Annotated in this window: 17 protein-coding genes; 6 read left to right on the top strand and 11 right to left on the bottom strand. The window is 67.9% G+C overall.

Annotated elements, in window-relative coordinates; genetic code table 11:
- Positions 1 to 161 precede the first annotated feature (161 nt).
- On the top strand, positions 162 to 497 hold the full coding sequence (locus N5C18_RS08805; protein ID WP_006462284.1) for a zinc ribbon domain-containing protein YjdM: 336 nt from the start codon (positions 162 to 164) through the stop codon (positions 495 to 497).
- Positions 498 to 504: 7 nt separating this feature from the next.
- On the opposite strand, the gene N5C18_RS08800 is transcribed toward N5C18_RS08805, so the two are convergent.
- Positions 505 to 1,656, bottom strand: coding sequence for a transglutaminase domain-containing protein (locus tag N5C18_RS08800; RefSeq protein ID WP_279944334.1), 1,152 nt, complete (start codon positions 1,654 to 1,656; stop codon positions 505 to 507).
- Positions 1,657 to 1,885: 229 nt separating this feature from the next.
- Between N5C18_RS08800 and N5C18_RS08795 the strand changes: the two genes are divergently transcribed.
- The 4 genes from N5C18_RS08795 to N5C18_RS08780 all read left to right on the top strand — a co-directional run bounded on the left by N5C18_RS08795 (position 1,886) and on the right by N5C18_RS08780 (position 4,749).
- On the top strand, positions 1,886 to 2,488 hold the full coding sequence (locus N5C18_RS08795) for a hypothetical protein (protein ID WP_164242756.1): 603 nt from the start codon (positions 1,886 to 1,888) through the stop codon (positions 2,486 to 2,488).
- A 48-nt stretch (positions 2,489 to 2,536) separates the two neighbouring features.
- Positions 2,537 to 2,710, top strand: coding sequence for an oxidoreductase-like domain-containing protein (locus N5C18_RS08790; RefSeq protein ID WP_053511578.1), 174 nt, complete (start codon positions 2,537 to 2,539; stop codon positions 2,708 to 2,710).
- Positions 2,707 to 3,324: a DUF998 domain-containing protein gene (locus N5C18_RS08785; protein WP_279944333.1), complete on the top strand. Its 618-nt coding sequence runs from the start codon at positions 2,707 to 2,709 to the stop codon at positions 3,322 to 3,324. Before N5C18_RS08790 ends, N5C18_RS08785 begins: the two co-directional genes overlap by 4 nt.
- Positions 3,325 to 3,402: 78 nt before the next feature.
- Positions 3,403 to 4,749, top strand: coding sequence for an AcvB/VirJ family lysyl-phosphatidylglycerol hydrolase (locus N5C18_RS08780; RefSeq protein WP_053511576.1), 1,347 nt, complete (start codon positions 3,403 to 3,405; stop codon positions 4,747 to 4,749).
- A 29-nt stretch (positions 4,750 to 4,778) separates the two neighbouring features.
- Here N5C18_RS08780 and mprF read toward each other — a convergent pair whose 3' ends face one another.
- Positions 4,779 to 7,343 carry a bifunctional lysylphosphatidylglycerol flippase/synthetase MprF gene (gene mprF, locus N5C18_RS08775; protein WP_279944331.1) on the bottom strand — a complete coding sequence of 855 codons (2,565 nt, stop codon included), beginning with the start codon at positions 7,341 to 7,343 and terminating at the stop codon, positions 4,779 to 4,781.
- Between the two features lie 192 nt (positions 7,344 to 7,535).
- Between mprF and N5C18_RS08770 the strand changes: the two genes are divergently transcribed.
- Positions 7,536 to 7,883: a RidA family protein gene (locus tag N5C18_RS08770; protein WP_005418155.1), complete on the top strand. Its 348-nt coding sequence runs from the start codon at positions 7,536 to 7,538 to the stop codon at positions 7,881 to 7,883.
- Positions 7,884 to 7,896: 13 nt separating this feature from the next.
- Here the strand turns inward: N5C18_RS08770 and rnfB are convergent, their stop codons facing one another.
- The 9 genes from rnfB to N5C18_RS08725 all read right to left on the bottom strand — a co-directional run bounded on the left by rnfB (position 7,897) and on the right by N5C18_RS08725 (position 17,039).
- A complete protein-coding gene (gene rnfB, locus N5C18_RS08765) occupies positions 7,897 to 8,349 on the bottom strand; it encodes an Rnf electron transport complex subunit RnfB (RefSeq protein WP_053511573.1) in 453 nt (150 codons plus the stop codon).
- A gap of 24 nt (positions 8,350 to 8,373) precedes the next feature.
- The gene (locus N5C18_RS08760; protein ID WP_008264672.1) at positions 8,374 to 8,964 is read right to left on the bottom strand and encodes an HAD family hydrolase; all 591 of its coding nucleotides are present in this window, start codon (positions 8,962 to 8,964) and stop codon (positions 8,374 to 8,376) included.
- Positions 8,965 to 9,041: 77 nt separating this feature from the next.
- Positions 9,042 to 11,129, bottom strand: a complete 2,088-nt coding sequence (gene metG, locus N5C18_RS08755; RefSeq protein WP_279944329.1) for a methionine--tRNA ligase — start codon at positions 11,127 to 11,129, stop codon at positions 9,042 to 9,044.
- Positions 11,130 to 11,229: 100 nt separating this feature from the next.
- Positions 11,230 to 11,673, bottom strand: coding sequence for a DUF2147 domain-containing protein (locus tag N5C18_RS08750; protein ID WP_006462411.1), 444 nt, complete (start codon positions 11,671 to 11,673; stop codon positions 11,230 to 11,232).
- Between the two features lie 377 nt (positions 11,674 to 12,050).
- Positions 12,051 to 12,455, bottom strand: coding sequence for a VOC family protein (locus N5C18_RS08745; protein ID WP_164087323.1), 405 nt, complete (start codon positions 12,453 to 12,455; stop codon positions 12,051 to 12,053).
- Positions 12,452 to 13,522: a serine hydrolase domain-containing protein gene (locus tag N5C18_RS08740; RefSeq protein WP_164241999.1), complete on the bottom strand. Its 1,071-nt coding sequence runs from the start codon at positions 13,520 to 13,522 to the stop codon at positions 12,452 to 12,454. The genes N5C18_RS08745 and N5C18_RS08740 overlap by 4 nt, the downstream gene beginning before the upstream one ends.
- Positions 13,523 to 13,538: 16 nt before the next feature.
- Positions 13,539 to 15,479 carry a DUF885 family protein gene (locus N5C18_RS08735; protein WP_053511524.1) on the bottom strand — a complete coding sequence of 647 codons (1,941 nt, stop codon included), beginning with the start codon at positions 15,477 to 15,479 and terminating at the stop codon, positions 13,539 to 13,541.
- Between the two features lie 94 nt (positions 15,480 to 15,573).
- Positions 15,574 to 16,359, bottom strand: coding sequence for a queuosine precursor transporter (locus tag N5C18_RS08730; RefSeq protein WP_053511523.1), 786 nt, complete (start codon positions 16,357 to 16,359; stop codon positions 15,574 to 15,576).
- On the bottom strand, positions 16,356 to 17,039 hold the full coding sequence (locus N5C18_RS08725) for a DUF502 domain-containing protein (protein WP_006460795.1): 684 nt from the start codon (positions 17,037 to 17,039) through the stop codon (positions 16,356 to 16,358). Before N5C18_RS08725 ends, N5C18_RS08730 begins: the two co-directional genes overlap by 4 nt.
- Positions 17,040 to 17,094: the final 55 nt, after the last annotated feature.

The following is a 17,094-nucleotide window of genomic DNA, read 5'->3' as shown; positions in this document are numbered from 1 at the left end:
CGGGGACGATCAGGGGCCGCGCACTCTGCTGCAGTTCGCCACCAACTGCAAGTTCCTGCGTCCTGCCGTGAAGGAGGGCTGCCGCCGCCCCTCCCGGCGGAATGGGAAAAAGGCCGGCCGGTTACAATGGCGGCTGTTGATTCATTTTGAGGTACTTGCCGATGTCGTCCGCCCCCGCCTGCCCGCAGTGCACCCTGGAAAACACCTATGCCGATGGCGCGCTGTGGATCTGCGCCGACTGCGGCTTCGAGTGGACCGCCGAGGAAAGCGCCGGTTCGACCCTGGTCGTGCGTGACAGCAACGGCAATACCCTGCAGACCGGCGACACCGTCACCGTGATCAAGGACCTGAAGGTGAAGGGCTCCTCGATCCCGCTGAAGCAGGGCACGGTGATCCGCAACATCCGCCTGGTCGAAGACGATGCCGAGCACATCGAAGGCAACTCGGACAAGATCAAGGGGCTGGTCCTGAAGACCTGTTTCCTCAAGAAGGCCTGACCGGACCTCAGCGCCTGGCCTGCTGCGCGCGCCAGCGCGCCAGGCTGTCCAGCTTGGCCTGGTAGCGTGCCTGCTCCTGGGCCCCGCCCAGTTCCTGCGCGCGCAGCATTTCGCGATCGGCACGCTTGAGCTGGCCGGCCAGGAAATAGACCCGTGCCAGCCCGAAGTGGAACTGGTGCGCGGTGTCATACAGGCGCACCGCCTGGCGGTAGTAGCGGATCGCCGCATCCAGCTGGCCCGCACGCTCGGCTTTGGCGCCGAGCATGTACTGTGCGAACGGGTCCTCGCGCTGCACCGACGTCAACCGGCGCTCCAGCGCCTGCGCCTGCGCGGTCAAGCCCAGGCTGCGGAACAGGGCCGAGGCATTGGTCAGCGCGGCATCCTGGCGTCCATCCAGCTGCAGCGACCTGTCCAGCGCCTGTCGTGCGCCTTCGTTGTCGCCTGCGCGATGGTCGAGCACGCCGACGTTGTTCCAGACTGGAGCGAACCCGCTGTCCTGGGCCAGCGCTGCGTCGAAGAACGCGCGTGCGCCCACCAGGTCACCTTCGGCAAGGTACTCGGCGCCGCGGTTGTTGTAGAAATGCGCCAAGGCCCGCGCACGGCTGACCGGAACCGGCCCGCGCCGGTCGTAGAGCACGTTGCGGTCGAGGTCGACGGTACCGAAACGCCCGCCGACGTCGACGCCGGCGTTGACGTGCCCGACGTTGTAGACCACGCCGTTCTGCTGGTCCTGGTACCACGACACCACCTGTCCCACTTCCTGCACGCGGGCCTGGATGCCGGCTTCGCGGGCAAGCGTCACGAACAGCAGGGTGAAGGCCAGGCAGTTGGCCTGGCGGTGCTGCCAGATTTCGCTGACGGTGTAGGTCGCATTGGCGTCGTACTGCAGGTCCAGGCCGTGCTGGTCGAAGATCATTTCCACCAGCGCCTGCAGGCGCAGGTCGCGGGAGTAGCTGCGCTGGATCACCTGTTTCTGCAGCATCGCGCGCAGGTCCGCCGGAATGGCGAACACTTCCTCCGGCGTTGGCACGCGCGGGGCCGACACGGTGATGGTTGGAGTGGTCACCACCGTTGCAGGCGGCGCCGGGTCCGCGCCGAAGGCCGGCGCACAGAGGGCGAGCAGCGAAAAGGCGAGGCAAGGGACGGAAGGACGGTACATGACAGCTCCCGGCAGCGGCGGGCGCTCCCGCCTGTGGCGAGTGTAGACCCAGGGATGTTCCGCTGCAGCGACCGTTGGTCGGCGTCGCGGTTCATCCACAACCGGTGTGGACCAGCGCTCGACAAAGCTGTGGACAACCGCGCCCAGGCCGCGCCCGGCAAGCGTTGTGAGTGCGTGGTGAAAAAACAGCCAGCTTGCCCGCCGCCGGCGCAGGCGGGATGATCCGGGCATGGACTTCTCACCGCTCTCGCTTTCCCCGGCGCAGTGGCAGGCGCTGCAGGACAGCTATGCAACGCCGCCTCGCGCCTACCACCACTTCGGCCACGTGCGCGCCGTGCTGCAGCACTGCCAGGAGGTGGCTGATGGCCCGGGCTGGCAGCAGCCGGCCGAGGTCTATCTGGCCGCGCTTTACCACGATGCGATCTACCAGGCCGGGCGCAAGGACAACGAGGCACGCTCGGCGCAGCTGGCGCTGCAGGCAATCGCGCAGGCACCGGAACTGGCTGCCGTCGATGGCACCCGGGTCGAGCAGCTGATCCTGCTGACCGCCCGCCATGGCGAGCTCGGCCCGGACGATGTCGATGCCGAGGCCGCGCTGTTCCTGGACTGCGACATGGCGATCCTGGCCGCGCCGGAACCGGTGTTCGCCGCCTACGACCGCGGCGTGGCCGAGGAGTACACGGGCGTGGTACCGGGCTTCCTGTACCGTGCCGGGCGCCGGCGCTTCCTGCAGGGCCTGCTGCGCGCGCCACGCATCTTCCTCAGCGATTTCTTCCACCAGCGCCTGGATGCCGCGGCCCGCGACAACCTGCGCCGGCAGTTGGGCCGCTGAGCCCGCCCGGTACACTGGGCGCTGTTTCCCCCAACACCGTTTCCGACCGTGTCCGTCCCTGATCCCGATCCCCGCCCGCTGCCGCCGGAAGAACCCGGTCCCAACGAGTGTTGCGGCAGTGGTTGCCCGCTGTGCGTGCTTGACCTGTATGCCGATGAGCTGCAGCGCTACCGCAAGGCGCTGGCCGAGTGGCAGGCGCGGCATCCGGATGCCGCGCCATGAACCGCGCGCGTCCGGCGGCAGTGCTGGCGATGGTGGCGTTGCTGCTGTTCGTGTCGACTGCACTGTGGACCCAGTTCGCGCGCACCGACCTGGACTGGGTGCGGGCCACGCTCAGCCTCTACCTGCATGGGCCGTGGGGGCTGGCACTGCGCGCGGCGTATTGCCTGTTGGCGCTGGCCATCGCGGTGCTCGGCATCGCGCTGTATCGCGGCAGCATCGGCCCGCGTCGCAGCGGGGCCGCGCCGCTGCTGTTCACCGTGTCCGCACTGGGGCTGGCCACCGTCGCCATCGGTGACAGCTGGCTGCCCGATGCAACGCCATTGCTGGCACCGTTCATCCATGGGCTGGCGGCCAACACCGCGTTCCTGTGTGCCAGCGTCGGCATGCTGCTGCAGGCCTGGTACCTGCGCCGCGAACCGGGCTGGCAGTCCGCCGCCGGCCTGCTCTGGGGCTGGGCGTGGCTGGCGTTCGTGCTTCTCTGGCTGCACGTGCTGTGGCGCGCTGGGCCGCCGCGTGGGCTGGGGCAGAAGGTTGTGATTGCGGTGATCGTGGGCTGGCTGCTGTACCTGGCGCTGGCGTTGTACCGCCGCAGCCGCCGTCCCGCCCCTCACTGAACCCCCAACGGCCTGCGCCGGTACGTGCCGTGCACGCGGTGGCGGCGTATCGTGTGCGCATTCCATCGGGGCTGCGATATGAAGCGTGCAGGGCTGGGCAGGGCAATGGGTGTGGTACTGGCGCTGGCTGCGCTGCCGGCGATGGCGGCGGCCAACGTGCAGCAGTTCAGCCACGGGCGGTTCGAACAGATTCCGGTGCACATGCCGTCGGGAACGCCGCAGCGGGTAGTGATCTGGTTCCATGAACCTTCTGCCGGCGGTGATACCAGCCGTTTGCCGATCGAGGCCCTGCGTGCCGATGGCGCGATGGTCGCTGCCGTGGATATCGCGCATCTGCGCGGGGTGCTCAAGCGCGAGGGTAACCCGACCTGCTCGTTCGGTTCCGGTGACGTCGAGAACTTCTCGCGCTGGCTGCAGGCGTCGCTGCATCTGCCCGGCTATCACCTGCCGCTGGTCGGCGGCGATGGTGAAGGTGCCGAAATGGCCTACTCGCTGGCGGCGCAGGCCGATACCCAGGTATTCGCCGGCCTGCTCACCACCGGCTTCTGCCCGGACCACAGCCACGAGCGCATGGTCTGCGGCGATGGCGTGAAGCGCAACAGGTTGCAGCCCGCCGAACTGAACTTCCCGTGGTTGAGTGCGGCCGGTGATCACGGCTGCAAGATGGGCGAGGCCAGCGGGTTCGTGCAGCAGGTGGCGATGGCGCGCGAGTTCAAGCGCACCACGCGCGGTGATGCCTCACCGGGCCTGGTGGCTGCGGCGCGGGTGATGGGGGCGCAGGCGGGTGTCAGCCTGGCACCGCCGCCGGCTGCGCTGAAGGGCCTGCCGGTGGTGGAAGTACCGGCGACCGGCAACGGTGACACGCTGGCCGTGTTTGTCTCCGGCGACGGTGGCTGGGCCGGCCTGGACAAGGACGTGGCGTCGTCGCTCAACGAGCACGGCGTGGCGGTGGTCGGCATCGATTCGCTGCGCTACTTCTGGAGCGAGCGCACGCCGAAGGGCTTTGCTGCGGACCTGCAGAAGATCATCGATCACTACCGCCAGCAGTGGCACCGCGACAAGGTCATGCTGATCGGATTCTCGCAGGGCGCCGACGTGCTGCCGGCCACCATCAACCAGCTCGATGCAGATACCCGCGCGGCACTGGACCGTATTGTGCTGCTGTCGGTGGGCAAGAAGGCCGACTTCGAGTTCCATGTCAGCAACTGGCTGGGCGGCGGCGGTGACGGCCTGCCGATCGCGCCGGAAGTGGCGAAGCTGCCGGCTGGCAAGACGTTGTGCGTGTATGGGCAGGACGACGATGACGCGTTGTGCCCGGGCCTTCCCGCCAACGATGGCGTGCAGAAGGTGAAGCTGCCGGGCGACCATCACTTCAATGGTGACTACGACCGCCTGGCCGAGGTGATCCTCAAGGGTGGCGCGTAGCGCCGGGCCATGCCCCGCGGTAGGGGGCCTCAATTCCGCCGCGGATCCAGCGAGATCAGGCGCGTGGCATCCAGCAGCGCCGCCGGCAGGTGCATGCCGCCGGGTGCTGCCAGATAACGCGGCCGCCACTGCGGATCGAACTTCGACTTGAAGCGGCGCAAGCCACTGAAGCCATAGAAGCGTTCGCCGTGCCGCGCCAGCAGGCCGGCCAGCCGGTTCCAGCGGCCCGCGAGCCGATGCTGGGCCAATCCGGACAGCGGCGCCATGCCCAGCGAGAAGCGCGCGTAGCCCTGCGCGCGGCCCCACAGGAACAGTTCGATGAAAAGGAAGTCCATCGTGCCCTTGGGCGCCTCGTTGACATGGCGCATCAGGTCCACCGACAGCTCGGCGCCGGCCGGTGCCTGCCACAGGTTGGCGAACGCCACGATCTGGCCTTCGGCCTCGACCAGTGCGACCGGGAAGCGCGCCAGGTAATCCGGGTCGTAGCTGCCCAGCGAGAAGCCCTTTTCATCGCCGGCCTTGTCGTCCAGCCAGGCGTTGGAGATGGCATGCAGGCGTGGCAGCAGGCTGGGAATCTCTTCCACGGGTGCCACCCGGAATGACAGGCCGCTGCGCTTGCCGCGGTTCCAGGCCTGGCGCAGGTCGGCACGTTCGCGGCCTTCCAGGCCGAAGTCGTGCAGCGGCACCATCGCTTCCTCGCCCAGCTTGACCAGGCCCAGGCCGAGGTCAAGGTAGGTCTGCCAGTAGGTCTCGCCAACCTGGTAGAACACCGGGCGCAGGCCGAGCCGGTCGGCCTCCTCGCGGAAGCGCCAGATCAATGCGCGGGCGACCTCCGGCGGTCCGACCGGATCGCCCATCGCGATCAGCGAACCGCCATAGCGCTGCATCATCACGAAGCCCTGCTTTGCATCATCGCGCAGCACCGCCTTGTCGGCGGTCAGCACCAGGCAGGCCTGGGTATCGGTGGCACCGGCCAGTACCGGCGCCAGCGACTGCAGCGTGGCTTCATCGGCGGCCGGCAGCGGGCTGCGGGTGCTGTGCAGCAATCGCGCCAGGCCGAACATCACCAGCGCGATGGCCACCACCAGCAGCGCACGCAGCGCACGCGGCGCGTTGCCGGACACCGCGAATTGCCACCACAGCTCGTTCTGGTATTCGACATGGCTGTAGGTGAAGAACAGCAGCCAGGTAACCGCGACCAGCACCAGGCCGAGGTTGCGCAGCCACGGCCACGACCAGGCCTCGTCCAGCAGCGCACCCTGGCGGTAGAACTCGCGGCGCGCGGCCCACAGGGCCATCGCCGCCAGCACTGCGGAAACTGCGATCAACCATTGGCCGCCGCGCAGCCACAGCGGCAACGGGGTGACCACGCACACCGCCATCGCCAGCATCCACGCCGCATGGCTGCGCCGGGCCAGGCCCTGGCCGATCAGCAGCAGCGCGACACCGCTGAGGCTGCCGATCAGGTGCGAGGTTTCCAGGACCGGCAGCGAGGCATTGACCAGATGCCGGCGTGGCGTGGGCAGTGTGCCGTCGATGACCAGCGCGGCACCGATGCTGAACACCGCCAGCGCGATGATCTGTGGCAACCAGGGGCGCAGTGCGTTCCAGCCGGTGCGGGTGGCGCCAGCGCTGGCCTGCAGCGGTTGCCGCAGGGCAGGGGCCAATGCGAGCAGGGTGGCCAGCACCAACGGCAGCACGTAGTAGGTAACGCGGTAGATCAGCGCGGCGGCCAGCACCGCCGCCGGTGCAACCTGCGGCAGCAGCTTCAGCAGGCTCCATTCGAACACGCCGAGGCCTGCGGGGACGGTGGAGACCAGGCCGGCCAGCACCGCGACCAGGTACAGGCCGACGAAGCCGGGCAGGCCGGTGGGCGTCGAGTCCGGCAGCAGCACGTAGAACGCGGCGCTGGCCAGTACCAGTTCGATCACGCTGAGCACGGTGACGCCGATCATGGTGCGGCGGTCGGGCAGCCACAGGCCATGGCCGAACACGCTGAACTGGCGGCCTTCGCGGCCGACCAGCAGCAGCATCGCCAGATAGGCGAACAGCGCGATGATGCCGACCACGCGCACCGCGTCCGGATTCAGCGGCAGTGCCAGCGCCGCGGCTTCAGGCTCCATGCACAGCGCCACGCTGATCAGCAGCCAGGCACCGAACACGAAGCCGAGCGTGCTCATCAGCACCACCTGGCCGATCTGCGCCAGGTCCAGGCCGGCAGTGCGGTAACCGCGCAGGCGCACCGCGCCACCGGTCAGCGCGGCGAAGCCCACGGTCTGGCCCAGCGTATGTGCCAGGAATGCGGTGATGCCGATGCGTGCCGGATGCACGCGGATGCCGCTGCGGCGCAGGCCGATGGCGTCAAAGCCGATCAGGCAGGCGTAGCTGGCCAGGCCAAGCACCACGGTAAGCGCGATCTGCGTGCCGCTGAGTTGATGGAAGGCGTGGCGGATGGCGCGGTAGCCGTTCTCATCGAACTCGTTGGCCAGCCCATGCAGGGCCAATGCGAGGATCAGCAGCGGGACGACGATGGTAAGGACCCGCTTCCATGCCGGGGTGGAGGAAGCGGTGGCGGGGTCGGTGGCTGGGGTCATCAGCGCAAGGGTGCGTCAGGGAGGGGGAGGGCGGTGTCAACGCGGGCGTGGCGCATCGTGCGCCTGTCGCGGGCATTTGACCAGCGGGCGTGTCGGAGCGCGGTAGTGGCGTTGTGCGGCACGCCCGCGTGCACCCATCGTTGACCGCTTTGGAGGACAATGCAGGCCTGATCACCCGCAGGAGCCACGCCCATGATGGAGCGTTACGACGTCGGACCGCGCATGTCCGAAATGACCGTGTACAACAAGGTCGCCTACCTCTCCGGCCAGATTCCGGAAGACACCAGCCAGGACATCACCGGTCAGACCCGGCAGGTGCTGGCGGAGATCGACAAGCTGCTGGCGCTGGTGGCCAGCGATCGCCAGCACGTGCTGCGCGCGGAAGTGTTCCTGGCCGACATCGCCGACTTCGATGGCATGAACAAGGCGTGGGACGAGTGGGTGGTCGAGGGCGCGACCCCGGCCCGCGCAACGTTCGAAGCCAAGCTGGCCCACGCCGAGTGGAAGGTCGAGATCGTGGTGACGGCCGCAGTGCCGTAACCGTCGTGCAGGCTCAGATCCCTTTTCCTCTGGACAAGGGATCTGAGCCTTGTTGCGGGTGCACCAGCTCGATGCAATCCACCGGGCATGGCGGAATGCACAGCTCGCAGCCGGTACACAGATCGGCGATGACCGTGTGCATGTACTTGGCACCGCCGACGATGGCATCCACCGGGCAGGCCTGGATGCATTTGGTGCAGCCGATGCAGTCGGCCTCCACGATCAACGCAACCTGCGCGGCCTTGTGCTCGCCGCGCGAGCGGTCAAACGGAATGGCCGGTGTGCCCAGCACCTGGGCCAGTGCACGCGCACCGGCATCGCCACCCGGTGGGCAGCGGTCCACGCCCGCCTCGCCGCGCGCCATCGCCTGCGCGTAGGGGCGGCAGCCGTCGTAACCGCATTGCCCGCATTGGGTCTGGGGCAGCAGGCGGTCGAGTCGTTCGGTCAGGGGCGGGGTCAGGCTCATGCGTGGCGAAGGCTGCGCGTTGGGTTACTTCAGGGGTTTGCCACGGAACCAGCGCTCGTGGGCCAGTGCCAGCATCGGCTTGTCTTCGGAACTGTCGCCGTAGGCATGGATGCGCACGTAACGCGACAGATCGAACTGGCGACGGATGTGCTCGACCTTGCGCGGACCGCAGTCGCCACCGGCATAGCGACCGGTCAGGCGGCCGTCCTGGCTCTCCAGCCGGTTGCAGATCAACTGCAGGCCCAGCTGCTCGCACCATGGCTTCAGGTACAGGTCCAGCGAACCGGACACGATCACCACGGTGTGCTGCTGTTCCTTGTGCCAGCGGATCTGCTCCAGCATTTCCGGGCGCACCACCTCGGGCAGGAATTCGCGCGAGAAGCCGGCGGCCAGCGTAGTGATGTCGTCGCTGTGGCGGTCGCTGAAGGTCAGGCGGGTGACGCGTGCACGGATGCGTTCGGCCGAGATCAGCTTCAGCTTGTACGCCACCAGCCACGGGCCGACTTTCCACCACGCCTGCGCCAGCTGTTCGGCCGTGGCCACGCGGCGCAGGAAACGGCCATAGGTATCGCAGGTGGTTACGGTGTGGTCGAAGTCGAACAGCGCCAGTTCCATTCCGTTGCCTCCCATCGCGTTGCCCCCGTGGCCGGTGCTGCCGGCGGGCGCGGCCGTGGCCACGCCCGCTTGAGGCATCAGCGGACCGGCATGCCCGGCAGTGCGCCGCTGTCGGCGTCCAGCAGCGCCAGCGCGCCGCCGTCGAAGCCGGCCGACAGGATCATGCCTTCGCTCAGGCCGAAGCGCATCTTGCGCGGGGCCAGGTTGGCGATGAACACCACGCTGCGGCCCACCAGCTTTTCCGGCTCACCGTAGCTGCCGCGGATGCCGGAGAAGATCTGGCGCTTGCCCAGCTCGCCGGCATCCAGTTCAAAGCGCAGCAGCTTGTCCGAGCCTTCCACGAATTCGCACACCAGCACCTTGCCGATGCGCAGGTCGAGCTTGGCGAAATCATCGATGCCGATGTAGGCCGGCGCGTCGGCGCTGTTCGCTTCGTCCTTGGCCGGCGCCGGTGCCGGTGCGGCCGGTTTGGCGGCGTCGGCCTTGGCGGCGGGGGCAGCAGCGGCGGCCGGCTGCAGGGTGTCCTTGGAGGCGTCGATCATGGCGTCAATCTTCTTCGGGTCGATACGGGTGAACAGCGGGGTGTAGTCGGTGATGCGGTGGCCCAGCAGCGGCTGCACCAGGTCGGTCCAGTCGTTCACCGGCGCAGCCAGGAAGGCCTCGGCCTGCGCGGCGGTGGCCGGCAGCACCGGCTTCAGTGCGGTGACCAGCACGCGGAACAGGTTCAGGCCCTGGCTGCAGACCGCCTGCAGCTGCGCATCGGCGCCTTCCTGCTTGGCGATCACCCACGGCTTGACGTCATCGATGTAGCGGTTGGCTTCGTCGGCCAGGGTCATGGTCAGGCGGATCGCCGCAGCCGGGTCGTTGCGCTCGTACGCTTCGCGGATCGGCGCCAGGCCATCGACGAAACGCTGGTACTGCGCCGCATCGGGCAGCTGCGCGGCCAGCTGGCCGTCGAAGCGCTTGCTGATGAAGCCGGCGCAGCGGCTGGCCAGGTTGACGAACTTGCCGACCAGGTCGGCATTGACGCGGGCAATGAAGTCACCCAGGTTCAGGTCGAGATCGTCGACGCCACCGCCGGACTTGGCCGCGTAGTAGTAACGCAGCGCTTCCGGTTCCAGGCCAGCGTCGAGGAAAGTGCGGGCCATTACGAAGGTGCCGCGCGACTTGCTCATCTTGGCGCCGTCCACGGTCAGGTAGCCGTTGACGTGCAGGCGGGTCGGCGCGCGATGGCCGGTACCGTGCAGCACCGCCGGCCAGAACAGGCCGTGGAAGTTGACGATGTCCTTGCCGATGAAGTGGTGCAGCTCGGTGCTGGTGCCGGCACGCAGGTGCGATTCGAAGTCTTCGCCGATCTTGCCGCACAGGGTCTGGAAGCTGGACAGGTAGCCGATCGGCGCGTCCAGCCAGACGTAGAAGTACTTGCCCGGCTGGCCGGGAATCTGGAAACCGAAGTACGGCGCATCGCGCGAGATGTCCCACGCGCGCAGGCCGCCTTCGGCATTGAGCCATTCACCCAGCTTGGCCTTCACGCCCGGCAGGGCGACATCGCCGGCAAGCCAGTCGCGCAGGAACGCATCGAAGTGGCCGACCTCGAAGAAGAAGTGCTCCGAATCGCGCATTTCCGGGGTGGCACCGGAAATGACCGAACGCGGCTCCTTCAGGTCGGTCGGCGCATAGGTGGCGCCGCACACTTCGCAGTTGTCTCCGTACTGGTCGGGGCTGCCGCAGTTCGGGCAGATGCCCTTGACGTAGCGGTCGGGCAGGAACATCCCCTTGGCCGGGTCGTAGAACTGCGCCACCGAACGACGGCTGATGTGGCCGGCCGCTTCCAGCTTCAGGTAGAACTGCTCGGTCAGCGCCTGGTTGGCCGCCGAGTTGGTCGAGTCGTAGTGATCGAAGGCGACGCCGAAGGCGGCGAAGTCACGCTCGTGGCTGGCCTGGATGTTGGCGATGAAGGTTTCCGGGGTGACCCCGGCCTTTTCCGCAGCCAGCATGATCGGCGTGCCATGGGTGTCGTCGGCGCAGACGAACCAGGCCTTGCCGCCGCTCATTCGCCGCGCACGCACCCAGATGTCGGCCTGGATGTAGCCGACCAGGTGGCCCAGGTGCAGCGGGCCGTTGGCGTAGGGCAGGGCGGTGGTGACGAGCGCGGTACGGGTCATGGTCGCGGGGTGAAGCCGAGGGGAACCGCAGAGTATCGCATGCCCGCAACGAGGTGACCCGGCCGGGGCCGGGTCACGGGGGTGAAGCGGGTCAGGGCGCTTATTCGCGCTGCCAGGTCTGCGCGCGGCAGATGAAGGCGATGCAGCCGGATACGTCCAGCTTGGTGCCACCCGGCTGCAGTTCCATCTTCGACTTGTAGGTCTTGCCGTTGGCCGGGTCGAGGATGGTGCCACCGGACCACTTGTTGGCGCCGTCGGCCTTCAGGTTCCAGAGGATGGTCATGCCCTTCACCGGCTTGTTCTTGTTGGCGCCTTCACAGCCGTCGCAGACCGGGTTGGGACCCTTGTCCGAGTGCAGGATGTCGACCACCTTGCCGGTCAGGGTGCCATTGGCGGCCTGGGTGATCTCGACGATCGACTTCACCTTGCCGGTCTTGTCGTCGATGGTCTTCCAGCGGCCGGCGGCGCCGTCGGCGGCCTGCGCCGAGAGCGCGGCCAGGCACAGCGGCAGCGCCAGCAGCAGGGTCTTGAAGGTCTTGCGCATGGTCCCCTCCCAGGGTTCATTCCGGCACGATGCCGGTACGGGTCGACTGTATACCCATTCGGCGGGGTATGGGGAAGGGGGGGCTTTGCAGGGCTGCGCGCTGCACCTGCAGAGGCAACAGCAACCGCAACGGCCGAAGCAAAGGCACGCATTCCGTGGGATGGCGGGGTGGGTCCGGTTGCGGGGGACGCCGTGAACCCGTCCCTGGGGGCTTGGCCGCGGCATCCATGCCGCGGACACCCCCGCAACCGGACCCACCCCGCCTTCGGCAGGTCTCCGCAATCTGTCGGAATGGCACGCCCTGTTCTTGGTGGGTGTCGACCTTGGTCGACACGTAGATCCATGCCATGCATGGATGAATCACGATTGAAAAACGCTCAACCGACTTCGTACAGCTCCAGCGGCAGGTCGTCGGGGTCGGCGAAGAAGGTGAAGCGGCGGCCGGTGTATTCGTCCACGCGGATCGGCTCGCAGGCCACGCCATGCGCCGCCAGATGCTGGATGAACGGCTCCAGCGCGGCAACCCGGAACGCGAGGTGGCGCAGGCCCTGGGCCTCGGGGCGGCTGGGCCGGGGCGGCGGTGAGGGGAACGAGAACAGTTCCAGCTGGCCGCCGTCGGGCAGGGCCAGGTCCAGCTTCCAGGAGTCGCGCGCGGCACGGTGGTTCTCGGCCAGCACGCGCAGGCCAAGGATGCGCACGTAGAAGTCCTTCGAGCGCGCGTAGTCGCTGCAGATCAGCGCGGCGTGGTGAATGCCCAGCAGGGCGTCGGAAGCAGCCGTCATTGCAGAGTGTCCAGCCAGCGCTGGGCGATCTTCAGCGCCAGCGGATAGGGTTCGGGGTCGTTGCGGTTGGTCAGCACGATCACGGTCAGGTGCTTTTCCGGGTGGCGAACGATCACGTTGCGGAAGCCGATGCTTTCGCCGCTGTGCCATTGCACAGCGCCATTCAGGCGCCAGCCGAAGCCGTAGTGCGGCACGTCAGGTTCGGTGGTCGTGGTGGCCGGGCTGAACATCGCGCGGCGCGAGGCCTTGGACAACAGGCGGTCGTCATACAGCGCCGCATCCCAGCGGGCCAGGTCGTCCAGCGAGGAATAGATGCCGCCATCGCCGAGTACGGCGCTGGTGGTGCTCTGGTCGGTGCGCTGCCAGCGGCCATCGAGCCAGCTGTAGCCATAGGCACGCGTGGCGATCGTGTCGACACCGTCCTGGTGGGCCACGGTATGGGCCATGCCCAACGGGCGGAAGATGCGCTGCTGCAGGAAGGCTGCGAAATCCTGGCCCGAGGCGCGTCCGGCGATCAGTGCCAGCAGCGCGTAGCCGCTGTTGCTGTACCGGTACTGCGTGCCGGGCGTGAAGTTCAACCGGTCTTCGCGCGAGAGCAGGGCCAGCACGTCGGCATCGTGCACCTGCCGCGGGTCGGCCGGGTCCATCAGGTCTTCGTAGTCGAGCAGGCCGCTGGTATGCGACAGCAGCTGGCGGATGGTGATGGCGGCGGCAGCCGGTGGCAGTTCGGGCAGCCACTGGCGGGCGGTCTGGTCCAGCCCGAGCCGGCCGTCCTCCACCAGCAGCAGCACCGCCGCGGCGGTGAACTGCTTGCTGACCGAGGCCAGCCGGAAGTTGCTGGCCGCGGTGACCGGGGTGCCGTCTTCCACCACCGCCAGCCCGTAGCCGCGACGGAATACCGGCTGCCCGTCATGCAGGACCAGCACCGCGGCGCCGGGCACCTGGCCGTCATAGGCCTGCATCAGGCCGTCGATACCCGCATCCGGTGGGGTCAGCACCGGGGCGGCGGAGCTGGCTGGGGGTAGCAGGCCCAGCACGGCGACGAGCAGGACGACGGCAGGGCGCATGAGGGCTCCGGTCGGGTCAGGGTGAAGGGGCGGGCGTGGCACTGGCCGGCTCGGCCATCCAGCGTTCCATCTTGCGGTCCAGCACGTCCAGCGGCATCGAGCCGTCCTTCAGCAGTTCGGCGTGGAAGCGACGCAGGTCGAAGGCGGCTCCCTGGCGGGCCCTGGCCTTGTCGCGCAGGGCCACGATGGTGGTCAGGCCAGCCACGTTGGAGAGGGCCTGTCCGGGCTGGGCCATGATCCGCTCGACTTCGGCATTGGCGTCATCGCTGCTCATGTCGACCGTCTTCTGCAGGTAGGCCACGGCCTGCTGCTTGCTCCAGCCCTGTGCGTTCACGCCGGTATCGGCCACCACGCGCGCGGCACGCAGCAGGCGCGAGTACAGGTAGCCGATGCGGTCGTAGGGATCGGTGTAGATGCCGAGGTCTTCGCCCAGCGTTTCGGCGTACAGGCCCCAGCCTTCGACGAAGGCGAGATCGCCACCGAGGCGGCGGAAGCGCGGCAGCTTGGCCAGTTCCTGCTGCAGGCCCAGCTGCACGTGATGGCCGGGGATCGCCTCATGCAGGTACTGCACCGGCACGTTCCAGCGTTTGCGGCTGGCCAGGTCGCGGGTGTTCACGTACAGCACGGCGGACTGCCCGGGCAATGCCGGCTGGTACGCGGCGGCAGCGGCAGTCAGCGCCCGCTCCGGTTCCACCGCGCGCACCTCAAGCGGTGCCTTCGGCAACGTATCCAGCACCTGCGGCAGGCGTGCGTTGACCTGCAGCTGCACCTGGCGGTAGCGGTTGATCAGCGCGTTGGCATCGCCGTACTGGAACTGGCGGTCGTTGCGCATGCTGCGCAGCAGCTTGGTGGGGCTGCCACGCAGCTTGGCATCCTTCATCACCGTGGCGATCTGGGCCTGCAGTTCCTGCACGCGTTGTTCGCCCAGCGCATGCAGCTGCGCGGCGGTCTGGTCGCTGGCGGTGGTCTGCACGATCAGGTTGGCGTACCAGGCCTGGCCATCGGGCAGCGCGCCCAGGCCACTGCTGGCACGCGTGGCCGGCAGGTACTCGGTGGCGATGAAGCCGCGCAGGGCGCGGTAGGCCGGCATGATGCGCAGCTCGATCATGCGCTTGTATTCGGCGCTGATGCGCGCCTTGTCCTCGGCCGCGATGGTGTTGGGCATGGTGCGGATCGGCGACCAGAAGATGCTCTCTTCGGCGGTCGGCTTGATCACCGCATCCAGCTGCGGCAATACCTTTTCCATCAGGTCGCGTGGCTGCACCACGCCGGCCTTCATGCCCTGGCGCATGTTGTCGATGGCCTGGTCGAACAGCTCGGGAATGCCCAGCGAACGGCGAGACCAGGTGTCGTAGTCCTGCACGGTGTTGAACGGCTGCGCGCCGGCACCGGCACCGAGGATCGCCATGATGCTGCCGATGTTGTAGTACTGGCTGATCGGCATCATCCAGCTCGGGTAGCGCTCGGCGGCCAGCGAGGCGCGCGCATCGCGAACGAAGATCTCGTAGCTGAGCAGGTCCTGGCCCTGCAGGCCGTCGCTGCCGAGTTTCTCGACCTTGCCCAGCCACTCGGTGGTGAAGTCGTGCGATTGCTGGCGCCATGCGGCAGACAGGATGTTGGGCAGCTGGTCGTTGTAGCGGGCTTCGCCCTGGAAGGTCGCCTGCAGCGGATTCAACCGCATCGAGGCATCCCAGTACTCGTCGTACAGGCGCTCCAACTGTACCTGCTTGGGTACGGCCCGGGCCGGCGCGACCGGACGCGGCGTGGCGCGGCGCGCCGAACTGCCACGGGCCGGCGCGGTGGCGCGGGCGGGCTTGGCCTTGGGCTTGGCCGCCTGGCGGGTCTGCGCGGCGGCAGGGCGGCTGGCCTTCTTCTTCGCTGCTTCGGCCGACGGTACGGCACTGAACAGGAAAAACGCGGCGATGGCGGCGGCCAGGACGCGGGTGGGATGCGGCATCAGGAGCTTCCGTGGAACACAGACCGTGGAGCTTGCACGATCCGGCCGCGTACGGCCAGCGTGAAGGCGCAGTCAGCTGGCGTTCGCTGGGGCTTCAGTCAGCAGCAGCGGCGGCGCGCAATGCGGCGGCGCGTTCAACGCCCAGGTAGCGGGTAATCGCACGTCGCATCAGGTACAGCAGGGGGATCAAGGCGATCGCAAAGCCCATCTTGTAGATGTAGTTGACGCTGGACACCGCCAGGAACAGCGACGTCGGCCAGTGCTGCGGGCCGAGCACGAAGGCGATCCAGATCACCACGAAGCTGTCCACCACCTGTGAGATCGCAGTCGAGCCGGTCGCGCGCAGCCACACGTGGCGTTCGCCGGTGGCCTGGCGGATGCGGTGGAACACCGCCACGTCGATCAGCTGGCCAAGCAGGAACGCGACCAGCGAGCCGGCGATGGTCCACATGCCCTGGCCGAACACGGCGGCGAACGCCGCCTGGTAGTCGGGTACGCCGTGGCCGTCCATCGAAGTGACCCACCAGCTGGCCGGCGCCAGCGAAATGGCCGCAAAGGCGAACAGGAAGCCGTAGCCGATCAGCACCACCGCCAGCCACGAGATGAAGCGCACGCCGCGCTTGCCGAAGAACTCGTTGATGGTGTCGGTCATGATGAACACCACCGGCCACAACAGGGTGCCGGCGGTGAAACTCAGCGAACCGGTCTGGCCGAACAGGTTCCAGTTCAGCGGATCGATCCCCAGCGTGTCTTCCAGGGCGAAGATCTTCACCCCGATCAGCTCGGCCAGCACCGCATTGCCGCAGAAGAACGCGGCCAGCACGATGAACAGCAGGACCGCGCGGTCCTGCAGTGGGCGCTCGATCGGCGCCGGGGTCATTCGGCGCGGTCGCCGGCGCGGGTGAACGGCACGCTGGACGGCGCCACGGCGCCGCCGGAAATGATGAAGCTCATCGCCTGGTCGACGGTCCAGTCGGTCGGGGTCAGCAGCTCCACCGGCACGATTTCCAGGTAGCCCGACGTCGGGTTCGGCGTGGTCGGCACGTACACCGCGGCCAGTTCACGGTCGGTGCCGTGCTCCTTGATCACACGGGTAACCAGCCCGACCGACTTCATGTCACGGTGCGGAAAGTCGATCAGCACCACGCGCTGGGTGCTGCCCGGCTCGGTCTGCAGCATGTCCAGCAGCTTCTTGGCGCTGTCGTAGATGATGCTGGCCAGCGGAATGCGCTTGATGATCGCCCCGACCCAGCGCAGCAGGCGCTGGCCGAGTACACGGCGACTGGCCACGCCCACCGCCAGGATCACCAGCAACGTGGCCAGCAGGGCGATGGTGTCCTGGATCCATTCGGCGCGCACCCAGCCGAGGTAGTGCGGGAAGCTGGTCGCGATCTGCTCGGACAGCGGTACCACCAGCGGGCTGGAAATACCCGACAGCAGCACGAACACGAACTTGACCACGACCCAGGTCAGCCAGATCGGCAGCAGGGTCAGCAGCCCGGTCAGGAACAGGCGCTGCAGGGAGGGGCGGGGAACCAGGGCGGGGGCTTCGAGCGACATGCGCGCATTGTAGCGGTCACCGCGGGTCGATTACGCTGGGCAATCAACTGCGGCA

Source organism: Stenotrophomonas sp. GD03930, from assembly GCF_029839665.1.
Lineage (GTDB): Bacteria > Pseudomonadota > Gammaproteobacteria > Xanthomonadales > Xanthomonadaceae > Stenotrophomonas > Stenotrophomonas forensis.
This window is presented reverse-complemented; position numbering and strand designations above follow the sequence as displayed.

Coding starts and splice junctions, on each gene's coding strand:
- N5C18_RS08805 (WP_006462284.1), top strand. CDS start 162: ATGTCGTCCGCCCCCGCCTGCCCGCAGTGCACCCTGGAAAACACCTAT.
- N5C18_RS08800 (WP_279944334.1), bottom strand. CDS start 1,656: ATGTACCGTCCTTCCGTCCCTTGCCTCGCCTTTTCGCTGCTCGCCCTC.
- N5C18_RS08795 (WP_164242756.1), top strand. CDS start 1,886: ATGGACTTCTCACCGCTCTCGCTTTCCCCGGCGCAGTGGCAGGCGCTG.
- N5C18_RS08785 (WP_279944333.1), top strand. CDS start 2,707: ATGAACCGCGCGCGTCCGGCGGCAGTGCTGGCGATGGTGGCGTTGCTG.
- N5C18_RS08780 (WP_053511576.1), top strand. CDS start 3,403: ATGAAGCGTGCAGGGCTGGGCAGGGCAATGGGTGTGGTACTGGCGCTG.
- mprF (WP_279944331.1), bottom strand. CDS start 7,343: ATGACCCCAGCCACCGACCCCGCCACCGCTTCCTCCACCCCGGCATGG.
- N5C18_RS08770 (WP_005418155.1), top strand. CDS start 7,536: ATGATGGAGCGTTACGACGTCGGACCGCGCATGTCCGAAATGACCGTG.
- rnfB (WP_053511573.1), bottom strand. CDS start 8,349: ATGAGCCTGACCCCGCCCCTGACCGAACGACTCGACCGCCTGCTGCCC.
- N5C18_RS08760 (WP_008264672.1), bottom strand. CDS start 8,964: ATGGAACTGGCGCTGTTCGACTTCGACCACACCGTAACCACCTGCGAT.
- metG (WP_279944329.1), bottom strand. CDS start 11,129: ATGACCCGTACCGCGCTCGTCACCACCGCCCTGCCCTACGCCAACGGC.
- N5C18_RS08750 (WP_006462411.1), bottom strand. CDS start 11,673: ATGCGCAAGACCTTCAAGACCCTGCTGCTGGCGCTGCCGCTGTGCCTG.
- N5C18_RS08745 (WP_164087323.1), bottom strand. CDS start 12,455: ATGACGGCTGCTTCCGACGCCCTGCTGGGCATTCACCACGCCGCGCTG.
- N5C18_RS08740 (WP_164241999.1), bottom strand. CDS start 13,522: ATGCGCCCTGCCGTCGTCCTGCTCGTCGCCGTGCTGGGCCTGCTACCC.
- N5C18_RS08735 (WP_053511524.1), bottom strand. CDS start 15,479: ATGCCGCATCCCACCCGCGTCCTGGCCGCCGCCATCGCCGCGTTTTTC.
- N5C18_RS08730 (WP_053511523.1), bottom strand. CDS start 16,359: ATGACCCCGGCGCCGATCGAGCGCCCACTGCAGGACCGCGCGGTCCTG.
- N5C18_RS08725 (WP_006460795.1), bottom strand. CDS start 17,039: ATGTCGCTCGAAGCCCCCGCCCTGGTTCCCCGCCCCTCCCTGCAGCGC.